Genomic DNA, 10,461 nt, shown 5'->3' on the forward strand with positions numbered 1-10,461 from the left:
ACCCGCCTTACCACTCACGAGGGGTCAGCGGGCCTCGGCGGTTGCGGCGGTCTGGGGGACCAGCTTGTGGTACGCGCGCAGCGTGTCGGCGGCGACGCGGTCCCACGAATACCGGGCGACCGCGCGGTCGTGGCCCGCGGTGCCGTAGGCGTGGCACAGCGCCGGGTCGTCGATCAGCCGGCGGACGCGGGAGGCGAGTTCCTTCGGCTGGCGCGGGCGGACCAGCAGCCCCGTGACGCCGTCGACGACCGTGTCGGTCAGGCCGCCCACCGCGGCCGCCACCACCGGGACGCCGCAGGCCATCGCCTCCAGCGGCACGATCCCGAACGGCTCGTACCACGGCGTGCACACCACGGCGTCGGCCGAGCGCAGCAGCGCCGGCATGTCCTCCCGCGACACCTGGCCGGGCCAGCGGACGCGATCGCCGACGCCCAGCTTCTCGGCCAGCTGCCGCAGCCGGCCGGCCTCGGCGTCCTGGGAGAGCCGGCCGCGCTCCGGGCCGCCCGCGACGACGAGCTCGGTGTCCGGCAGCTGGGCCAGCGCCGTGATCGCGATGTCGAACCCCTTGCGCGGGACCAGCCGGCCGACGGTGACCAGCCGGTGCGGCAGCCGGCGGCGGGCGATCGGCCCGTCGGGGGAGAACCGGCCGAGGTCGACGCCGCAGGGCACGATGGAGATCCGCGACCGCGGCACGCCGAGGCGGGAGAGCTCGAAGACCTCGTCGGAGCAGGTGGCGATCACCCGCCCGGCCTGCCGTCCGATGATCCGCTCCAGCCGGATCCGGTCGGCCGGGCTGGTGTCCTTGTCGCCCTGGTAGCGCTTCTTGACCACGCCCAGTGCGTGGAAGGTCTGGGCCACCGGCGTCCCGGTCGCGCTCGCCGCCAGTGAGGTCGCCAGCCCGGACATCCAGAAGTGCGCGTGCGCCACGTCCGGCCGATCGAGCGCCCACCGGTCCCGCAGGAAGCTGCCGAACTCGCCCATGTAGGGCAGGAGGTGGTCCTTCGGCTCCCTGCGGGGCGGCCCGGCCGGCACGTGCACGACGCGGTAGCCCTGCGGTGTCCGGACTTCCGGCGGCTCGTCGCGGCTTTCCCGGCGCGTGTAGACGGTGACGTCGTGCCCGGCGCGCGTCAGCGCCGCCGACAGCTCGGCGACGTGCACGTTCTGGCCACCGGCGTCGGCTTCGCCCAGCGCGGCGAGGGGATTGGCGTGCTCGGACACCATCGCGATCTTCATCGGTGAGGCGTTCCCTTCGAGGTTCAACGGGCCGTCTCGGCGAGGAGGTGGTCCCAAGCGGTCAGGAAGGCGTCCAGCCCGTAGTGCTTCAGGGCGTGTTCACGGGCGTTCTTGCCCGCGAGCGCCGCGAAGTCGGGCTCGTTCAGCAGCTCGCGGAACCCCCGCGCCAGCACGGAGACGTCGGTGGAGAGCACGCCCGCGTCATCCGGCACCGCCTCGACCGCCTCGGTGGCGGCGAAGACGACGACCGGCATCGCCAGGTGCATCGCCTCCAAAAGGGACAGTCCCAGCGACGTCCACCGGGCGGTGTGCAGGTAGACGCGGCGGCGGGCGATCTCGTCGTGCAGCTTCGGCGCCGGGACGTCGCCCAGGCCGCGCAGCGGCTCGCCGAGCTCTTCGGTCCCCATGCCGAAGACGTCGACCGGGGCGGCCTCGGCGAGCGTGCCCAGCAGGTCGGCACCGGTGACGCGCTCCCGGCGGACCGGCTCGTTGATCATCGACACGCCGGCGGCGAGCTCGCCGGTGTAGCGCGGGCCCGGATCGGGGATGCCGTGCGGCACGACGGTGACCGGCGCGCGGCCGCAGTCCCACATCGCCGCGTTGAAGTGGGTCACGTGCGCGACGGTGATGTCCGGCCGGCCGGCGAGCGGGTGTTCGCTGGACGCGGCGTACGGCCGGGGCGCGTTGTGTTCCACGTAGACGGCCGGCACGCCCAGGCGCGCGGCGAACTCGAGCTCCTCCGGGCGTTGCAGGACGACGACGTCGGGCTCGGCCTCGGCCAGCCGGTCCAGCGGAATCTCGGTCACCGACGGCCAGTCACGCCCCGCCTTGCCGAGGCCCCACGGCGCACCGTCGGGTGACACGGGCAGGAGGTAGTCGTGGCGGCCGCGGACGAAAGCGTCGGTCCACGAGCCGTGCACGTGCCAGAGCAGTACTCTCAGGCGCCGGGATCCGGGATCGGTCATGACTCCTGGTTTCCCGGAGATCGGCTGTTAAACGTGCGCCCGTTCGGGGTACCCGGCTCCGACGGGCGTGCGCGACGAAGGGACATCCATGCGCTTCACCCCACGGGGCACCCGGTTCTTCGACCTCCTCGCCGAAGCGGCGAAGAACCTCGTCACCGCGACCGCCCTGCTCAGGGACCTCGTGGCCGCCGACCCGGCCGACCGGGAACCGATCGCGAAACGCTTGCACGAGGTCGAGCACGAGGGCGACGAGCTGACCCACACGATCATGGTGGAGCTCAACAGCTCGTTCGTGACGCCGTTCGACCGCGAAGACATCCAGGCCCTCGCCGCCAAGATCGACGACGTGCTGGACTTCATGGACACCGCGGCCGACCTCGCCGTGCTCTACCGCATCGGCACCTTCCCCCCGGGCACCGACGTGCTGATGCGGGTGCTCTGCCGGGCCGCCGAGCTGACCGCGTCGTCGATGCCCGGCCTGGCCAAGGTGGGCGACCTCGAGCCGTTCTGGATCGAGATCAACGAGCTCGAGAACGAGGCCGACCGCGTCTACCGGCGGATCCTGGCCCACCTGTTCGAGCCGGGCGGCGACGCCCTCGAGGTGCTGAAGACCAAGGAGGTCGTCGAGCAGTTCGAGCTGGCCGCCGACGCGTTCGAGCACCTGGCCGACGTGGTGCAGACCATCGCGGTCAAGGAGTCCTGAGTGACGGGGACCGCCGCCCTGGTCACCGTGATCGTGCTGACGCTCGTCTTCGACTACACGAACGGGTTCCACGACGCGGCCAACGCCATCGCCAGCGCGGTGTCGACCCGGGCGTTGACCCTGCGCGCGGCCCTCGTGCTGGCGGCGGTGATGAACCTGGCGGGCGCGCTGCTGTCCACCGGCATCGCCGCGACGGTGGCCAAGGGGATCATCGACGTCCCGGTGGGACCGGACGCGCTCACCGTGGTGTTCGCCGCGCTCGCCGGGGCCATCACCTGGAACCTGATCACCTGGTACTTCGGGCTCCCGTCGTCGTCTTCGCATTCGCTGATCGGGGGCATGGTCGGCGCGGCGCTGGCCGCCGCGAGCACCGTGCACTGGTCGGGGATCGGCGAGAAGGTGCTGATCCCGATGGTGGCGTCCCCGCTGCTCGGGCTGGTGCTGGGCTACCTCGCGATGGTAGGCGCGCTGTGGCTGCTGCGGCGGGCGAACCCGCACCGCAGCGGCCGGGTGTTCCGCCGGTTCCAGATCGTCTCCGCGTCGGCGCTGGCACTCGGCCACGGCCTGCAGGACGCCCAGAAGGGCATGGGCGTGATCGTGCTGGCGCTGGTGGCGGCGGGCGAGCAGACGACGTTTTCGGTGCCGCTGTGGGTGACGCTGGCCTGTGCCGGGGCCTTGTCGCTGGGCACCTATTCGGGTGGCCTGCGGATCATGCGGACCCTCGGCAGGCGGGTGTTCCCGCTCGACCCGCCGCACGGGTTCGTCGCGGAATCGGTGGCGTCGTCGGTGTTGTACGTGACGGCGTTCGCGGTGAAGGCGCCGATCTCGACCACGCACGTCATCACGGCGGCGATCATGGGCGTCGGCGCGACCCGGCGGCTCTCGGCGGTGCGGTGGGGGATCGCGCGTGACATCGTGCTCGGCTGGGTGCTGACCTTCCCGGCCGCCGCGGCCGTGGCCGCCGCCGTCTACCTGGTGGCCGACCTGTTCACCTGAGTTTGGCTTCCGGCCCTCCCGGGAAGCCGGGGCGGAGACCCCCGTCCGCGGAAAGGGAGAGCCATGAAGGCAGTGACCTGGCACGGCAAACGCGACGTCCGCGTCGAGGAGGTACCGGACCCGAAGATCGAAGAAGCCACGGACGCGGTCGTGCGGATCACCTCGACCGGGATCTGCGGCTCGGACCTGCACCTGTACGAGGTGCTGGGCGCGTTCATGACCGAGGGCGACATCCTCGGCCACGAGCCGATGGGCGTGGTCGAAGAGGTCGGCCCGGAGGTCACGCACATCAAGCCGGGCGACCGGGTGGTGATCCCGTTCAACATCTCCTGCGGCCACTGCTGGATGTGCGAGCGCGGCCTGCAGTCGCAGTGCGAGACCACCCAGGTCCGGGAGCAGGGCAAGGGCGCGGCGCTGCTGGGCTACACGAAGCTCTACGGCCAGGTCCCCGGCGGGCAGGCCGAGTACCTGCGGGTGCCGCAGGCCCACTACGGGCCGATCAAGGTCCCGGACGGGCCGCCGGACGAGCGGTTCGTCTACCTCTCCGACGTCGTCCCGACCGCCTGGCAGGCCGTCGAGTACGCGAACGTGCCGGACGGCGGCACGGTCGTGGTCTTCGGCCTCGGCCCGATCGGGCAGATGAGCTGCCGGATCGCCCGGCACCGCGGGGCGGGCCAGGTGATCGGCGTCGACCTGGTGCCCGAGCGCCTCGCCAGGGCCCGCGAACACGGCGCCACCGCGCTGGACACGCGGGACCACAAGGAAATCGGCGAAGCGATCCGCCAGCTGACCAACGGGCGCGGCGCGGACTCGGTGATCGACGCGGTCGGCATGGAGGCGCACGGCGCCCCGGTCGGCAAGCTCGCGCACACGCTCGTCGGGCTGCTGCCGCAGCCGCTGGGCGAGAAGATCACCGAGAAGGCCGGCGTCGACCGGCTCAGCGTGCTCTACGCCGCCATCGACAGCGTCCGCCGCGGCGGCACGATCTCGCTGTCCGGCGTCTACGGCGGGATGGTCGACCCGATCCCGATGATGGAGCTGTTCGACAAGCAGGTGCAGCTGCGGATGGGCCAGGCCAACGTCCGGCACTGGCTCGACGACCTCATGCCGGTGCTCACCGGTGACGGCGACCCGCTCGGCGTCGAAGGCTTCGCCACGCACAAGCTGCCGCTGGAGGACGCGCCCCGCGCGTACGAGATCTTCCAGAAGAAGCTGGACGGCGCCCAGAAGATCCTGCTGCAGCCGTAACCCCTTGGGAGGGAACTGACTCTTGCGAGCCGTCACCTCGCTGCCGTACGAAACCACCGAGGAAGACCACGTCCGGATCCCGGTGTCCGACGGGATCGTGCTGTCCGCCCGCGTCTGGCGGCCGGTCTCGTCGGACACCGAGCCGGTGCCGGCGATCCTCGAATACATCCCCTACCGCAAGCGGGACCTCACCGCGCCCCGCGACTCCATCCACCACCCGTACCTCGCCGGGCACGGGTACGCCTGCGTGCGCGTGGACATCCGCGGCACCGGCGAGTCCGATGGCGTCCTGGCCGACGAGTACCTCGAACGCGAGCAGCTCGACGCCGAGGAGGTCCTCGAGTGGATCGCGGCGCAGCCGTGGTGCACCGGCGACACCGGGATGATGGGCATCTCCTGGGGTGCGTTCGCCGCGTTGCAGGTCGCCGCGCGGAAACCGCCGAGCCTGCGCGCGATCGTGATCTCGTCGTTCACCGACGACCGCTTCGCCGACGACATGCACTACATGGGCGGCTGCCTGCTCTCGGACAACGTCGCCGAGTCCGGCACGATGTTCGCCTACGCCACGCTGCCGCCCGACCCGGCGGTGGCCGGCGAGCGGTGGCGCGAGATGTGGCTGGAACGGCTGGACAACTGCAGCCTGTGGATCGAGAACTGGCTCGGCCACCAGCGCCGCGACGACTACTGGCGGCACGCGTCGGTGTCGGAGAACTATTCCGACGTCCAGGTGCCGGTGCTGGCCTCCAGCGGCTGGGCCGACGGCTACTCCAACGCCGTGATCCGGCTGCTGGCCCACCTCGACGTCCCCCGGCGCGGGCTGATCGGGCCGTGGTCGCACAAGTACCCGCACCTCGGCGAGCCCGGCCCGGCGATCGGCTACCTCCAGGAGGTCGTGCGGTGGTGGGACCACTGGCTGCGCGGCGAGGAGAACGGCGCCATGGACGGGCCGATGCTGCGCACGTGGATGCAGGAGAGCGTGCCGCCGTCGACGTCCTACGAAGACCGGCCCGGCCGCTGGGTCGGGGAGGCCACCTGGCCCTCGCCGCACGTCGAGCCGCAGGTGCTGCCGCTGGCCCGGCACCGCCTCGCGCGGCCCGGCGAAGACGTCGCCGATGAGGCCCTGACCGTGTCGTCGCCGCTGTCGGTCGGGCAGTTCTCCGGGAAGTGGGCGTCCTACAGCGCCCCGCCGGACCTGCCCTACGACCAGCGCGAAGAGGACGGCGGGTCGCTGGTCTTCGACACCGACGTGCTCACCGAGCGCTGCGAGATCCTCGGCTCCCCGAAGGTCCGGCTGGAGGTTTCGGCCGATCAGCCGGTCGCGATGATCGCGGCGCGGATCTCGGACGTCGCGCCGGACGGGCGGGCCACCCGCGTGACCTACGGGCTGCTGAACCTGACCCACCGCGACGGCCACGACGAGCCGGCACCGATGGAGCCGGGGCAGCGGTGCGCAGTCGAGATCGAGCTGAACGCCGTGGCGCAGGCCTTCCCGGCCGGGCACCGGATCCGGCTTTCGCTGTCGACGTCGTACTGGCCGCTGGCCTGGCCGCCGCCGACCCCGGTGCTGCTGAGTGTCCACACCGGACACAGCGGGCTCGAGCTGCCGGTGCGCCCGGTCGCCGAGCCGGACGAACTGCCGGCCCGGCCGTTCGGCGAACCCGAAGGCGCGCCGCCGATGGCGGTGACCGCGCTGACGCCGGGGGAGCAGCGCTGGACCGTTTCGCGGGACCTCGTCGACTACCAGTCGGCGCTGGACATCGTGAAGGACGCGGGCACCGTCCGGTTCGACGACCTGGACCTGGAGGTCACCCGGGACGTCCGCGAGCGGTACAGCTGGGTCGCCGACGACTTCTGCTCGCCGGTGGCCGAAACCGCGTGGGACGTCACCTTCGCCCGCGGCGAGTGGGTGGCGCGCAGCGAGACCCGCACCCGCGTGTCCTGCACCGACACCGAGTTCGTGATCGACGCGCAGCTCGACGGGTACGACGGGGCGCGGCGGATCGTCTCCCGGAACTGGCACCGGCGGATTCCGCGGGACCTGGTCTGAGTCTTTCGGGGGTCCGGGTGGCGGAGCCCCGGTTGTCACGGAGTTTCACATTCGCGACACCGGGTACGCCTTTCGCGTGCGGATAGTGATCACCGGAGCCACCGGGAACGTCGGAACGGCCCTGCTGACCGCGCTCGAGCCCGGCCACGACGTGGTCGGGCTCGCGCGGCGCCTGCCGGACACGACCGTCGAGCCGTACCGCCGGGCGGGCTGGCGGGCCGCCGACGTCGGCCTTCCCGGCGCGGAAGAGGAACTGGCGGCGGTGTTCGCGGGGGCGGACGCAGTCGTGCACCTGGCGTGGGCGATCTCGCCCGTGCGCGGCGACCCGCCGATGTGGCGCACCAACGACCACGGCACTCGGAACGTGCTGGCCGCGGCCGTGGCCGCGCGCGTGCCGCACGTGGTCGTCGCGTCGTCCGTGGCGGCCTACGGGCCGGCGCCCCGCTGGGCGAAGGTGACCGAGGACTGGCCGTGCGACGGCATCGAGGGCAGCGCCTACAGCCGGGGCAAGGCGGCGCTGGAAACCCTGCTGGACCGGTTCGAAGAGAAGTACCCGCCGGTCCGCGTGGCGCGGATCCGGCCGTGCGCGATCCTGCACCGGAGCGCGGCGGGGGAGTTCGCGCGCTGGCTGCTCGGCCCGGCGGTGCCCGCCCACCTCGTCGGCGGGCGGTGGTTGCCGGTTCCGCTGTGGACGGACCTGCGCGCGCAGATCGTGCACACCACCGACGTCGCCGAAGCGCTCCGGCTGATCCTCGACCAGGGCTTCTCCGGGGCGGTCAACCTCGCCGCGCCGGAGGTGCTCGACGCCGACGCGCTGGCCGGTGTCCTCGGCGGGACGCGCCTTCCGGTGCCGAAGCCGGTGGTGCGGCTCGCGACACGGGCGGCCTGGCTGGGCGGGGTGCTGCCGGTGCACCCCGGCTGGCTCGAGCTGGCCGACCGCGCCGCGCTCGCCGACACGGCGCTGGCGGAGACCGCGCTGGGCTGGCAACCTCGATATGACGCCGCGGCCGCGCTCGCCGACCTCGTCGCCGGGCTCCGGTCGGGCGCGGGAGCGGCGAGCCCGCCCCTGGCCCCGCCGCGCCGCGACGGGGTACTGGCCCGGCTCCGCTCGCTCACGCGGGTCGGGCCGAGCCACCAATCGCAGGACTGAGGCAGCCGGGAGGCCGCAGTGAGTACGGAAGCCGCCGACGCGGTGGTGATCGGCGCCGGGCACAACGGCCTGGTGGCGGCCAACCTCCTGGCCGACGCGGGCTGGTCCGTGCTCGTGCTGGAAGCGACCGAGCACGTCGGCGGGGCGGTCCGCACCGCGGAGGTCACCGAGCCGGGCTTCCGCAACGACCTCTTCAGCGCCTTCTACCCGATGAGCGCGGTGTCGCCGGTGATCCGGGGCCTGCACCTGGAAGAGCACGGCCTGCGCTGGCGGCACGCGCCCGACGTCCTGGCGCACGTGCTGCCCGACGACCGGTGTGCGGTGCTGTCCCGGGACCTCGACCGCACGGCGGCGTCGGCGGAGGAGTTCGCCCCGGGCGACGGCGAGGCCTGGCGGCGGCTGTTCGCGCAGTGGCAGGAGATCCGCGAGCCGCTGCTCGACGCGTTGTTCACGCCGTTCCCGCCGGTCCGCCCGGCGCTCAAGCTGCTGCGCCGCACCGGCACGGGCGACGCCCTGCGGCTGGCGCGCATGCTGACGCTGCCCGCGCGCCGGTTCGGCGACGAGCTGTTCGACGGCGAAGGCGCGAAGCTGCTGGTGGCGGGGAACTCCGCGCACAGCGACCTTTCCGTGGACAACGCGGCCAGCGCGGTCTTCGGCTGGCTGCTCGCCATGATCGGGCAGGATGAGGGGTTCCCGGCCCCCGAAGGCGGCGCGGGCGAACTGGCCGCGGCGCTCGTCCGGCGGCTGGAGTCCCGCGGCGGAGTCGTCCACTGTGGACGTCCGGTGCGTTCGGTGCTCGTCGGCGGCGGCCGGGCGCTGGGCGTGCGGGACGCGGCCGGCGACCCGGTCCGGGCGCGCAGGGCGGTGCTCGCCGACGTGCCGGCGCCGGTGCTGTACCGCGACCTGGTGGGGGAGGAGTGGCTGCCGTCCCGGATGGTCGACGACCTCGGCAAGTTCGAGTGGGACAGCGCGACGGTGAAGGTGGACTGGGCGCTGTCCGGCCCGATCCCGTGGACGGCCGAAGGGGCCCGCGGCGCGGGCACGATCCACCTCGGAGCGGACCTCGACGGGCTGTCCGCGTTCGGCGGCGAGCTCGCGAGGGGGCGGACGCCGCGCCGGCCGTTCCTGCTGCTGGGCCAGATGACCACGACCGACCCGACGCGTTCGCCGGCCGGAACGGAAGCCGCGTGGGCGTACACGCACGTGCCGCGCGGCACGATGGAGAACCGGGCCGCCCTGGAGCGGCGGGCGAAGCGGATCGAGGAGACGATCGAGACGCACGCGCCGGGGTTCACCAGCCTGATCAAGGCCCGGTACTGCCAAGGACCGGTGGAGCTGCAGGGCCACAACCCGGGCCTGGTGGGCGGCGCGGTCAACGGCGGCACGACGGCGATCCACCAGCAGCTGTTCTTCCGCCCGGTGCCCAGCACGGGCCGCGCGGACACCCCGGTGGACAGGTTGTTCCTGGCGGGAGCATCGGCCCACCCGGGCGGAGCGGTCCACGGCGGCCCGGGTTCGAACGCGGCCCGCGCGGCCCTGGCCCGCTCGGGCCGCCTGGGCGCCGGCTATGCGGCGGCGATCCGCGCGGCCCACCGCGCGATCTACAGCTAAGGCTCGCTTCCCCTCGCCCACACCGCGCCGCCCCTCCGGCCACACGTGTCGGCCCTTCGGATACGCGTGTCAGCCTTCCGGGTACGCGTGTCGTCCGTTCCGGTGCGCGAGTCGGCCTTCCGGGTACGCGTGTCGTCCGTTCCGGTGCGCGAGTTGACCCTCCACGTACGCATGTCGGCCGTTCTGGTGCGCAGGCTGACCCTTCGGGACGTGGAGTTGCCCCGTGGGGCCGGACACCTTGATTCCAGACGGTGGTCTGGAGGGAGGATGTCTTGGTGTCTCGCAGGTCGAAGTATCCGGAGCAGTTCCGTCGTGATGCGGTCGAGTTGGTGAACTCGAGTGATCGGCCGTTGCGGCAGATCGCCCGCGAACTCGGGGTCAACCATGAGACGCTGCGGTCGTGGGTGAACGTGGCCAAGCAGGCCGCCGAGGCCGGGCCGCCGGTGGAGGATCCGGCGGTGACCGACGAGGTGACGCGGTTGCGCAAACAGGTCGCTGAGCTGCAGAA

Annotated in this window: 9 protein-coding genes; 7 read left to right on the forward strand and 2 right to left on the reverse strand. The window is 72.8% G+C overall.

Features of this window, described 5'->3' with window-relative positions:
- Positions 1-24: 24 nt before the first annotated feature.
- Both ACWEGE_RS43520 and ACWEGE_RS43525 read right to left on the reverse strand, forming a co-directional pair.
- A complete protein-coding gene (locus ACWEGE_RS43520; protein WP_449666377.1) occupies positions 25-1,233 on the reverse strand; it encodes a glycosyltransferase family 4 protein in 1,209 nt (402 codons plus the stop codon).
- A gap of 23 nt (positions 1,234-1,256) precedes the next feature.
- Positions 1,257-2,198 carry a glycosyltransferase gene (locus ACWEGE_RS43525; protein WP_449666378.1) on the reverse strand — a complete coding sequence of 314 codons (942 nt, stop codon included), beginning with the start codon at positions 2,196-2,198 and terminating at the stop codon, positions 1,257-1,259.
- 88 nt (positions 2,199-2,286) lie between these two features.
- Here ACWEGE_RS43525 and ACWEGE_RS43530 point away from each other — a divergent pair, with 88 nt between their 5' ends.
- The 7 genes from ACWEGE_RS43530 to ACWEGE_RS43560 form a co-directional block, all read left to right on the forward strand.
- Positions 2,287-2,901, forward strand: coding sequence for a DUF47 domain-containing protein (locus tag ACWEGE_RS43530; RefSeq protein WP_449666379.1), 615 nt, complete (start codon positions 2,287-2,289; stop codon positions 2,899-2,901).
- On the forward strand, positions 2,902-3,897 hold the full coding sequence (locus ACWEGE_RS43535; protein ID WP_449666380.1) for an anion permease: 996 nt from the start codon (positions 2,902-2,904) through the stop codon (positions 3,895-3,897).
- A 63-nt stretch (positions 3,898-3,960) separates the two neighbouring features.
- Complete coding sequence (locus ACWEGE_RS43540) at positions 3,961-5,145, forward strand: zinc-dependent alcohol dehydrogenase (RefSeq protein ID WP_449666381.1); 1,185 nt, start codon at positions 3,961-3,963, stop codon at positions 5,143-5,145.
- 22 nt (positions 5,146-5,167) lie between these two features.
- Positions 5,168-7,192 (forward strand): CocE/NonD family hydrolase, encoded by a 2,025-nt coding sequence (locus tag ACWEGE_RS43545; protein WP_449666382.1) that lies wholly within the window; start codon positions 5,168-5,170, stop codon positions 7,190-7,192.
- Between the two features lie 76 nt (positions 7,193-7,268).
- Positions 7,269-8,342 (forward strand): NAD-dependent epimerase/dehydratase family protein, encoded by a 1,074-nt coding sequence (locus ACWEGE_RS43550; RefSeq protein WP_449666383.1) that lies wholly within the window; start codon positions 7,269-7,271, stop codon positions 8,340-8,342.
- Between the two features lie 18 nt (positions 8,343-8,360).
- Positions 8,361-9,953, forward strand: coding sequence for a phytoene desaturase family protein (locus ACWEGE_RS43555; RefSeq protein ID WP_449666384.1), 1,593 nt, complete (start codon positions 8,361-8,363; stop codon positions 9,951-9,953).
- Between the two features lie 275 nt (positions 9,954-10,228).
- A partial coding sequence (locus ACWEGE_RS43560) for a transposase (RefSeq protein WP_449666386.1) occupies positions 10,229-10,461 on the forward strand: 233 nt, incomplete at its 3' end.

It is taken from the genome of Amycolatopsis sp. NPDC004747 (assembly GCF_053601335.1).

What these genes read in the sequence shown, in the direction of transcription:
- ACWEGE_RS43525 (WP_449666378.1), bottom strand. Translation starts at nt 2,198, where the DNA reads ATGACCGATCCCGGATCCCGGCGCCTGAGAGTACTGCTCTGGCACGTG.
- ACWEGE_RS43520 (WP_449666377.1), bottom strand. Translation starts at nt 1,233, where the DNA reads ATGAAGATCGCGATGGTGTCCGAGCACGCCAATCCCCTCGCCGCGCTG.
- ACWEGE_RS43530 (WP_449666379.1), top strand. Translation starts at nt 2,287, where the DNA reads ATGCGCTTCACCCCACGGGGCACCCGGTTCTTCGACCTCCTCGCCGAA.
- ACWEGE_RS43540 (WP_449666381.1), top strand. Translation starts at nt 3,961, where the DNA reads ATGAAGGCAGTGACCTGGCACGGCAAACGCGACGTCCGCGTCGAGGAG.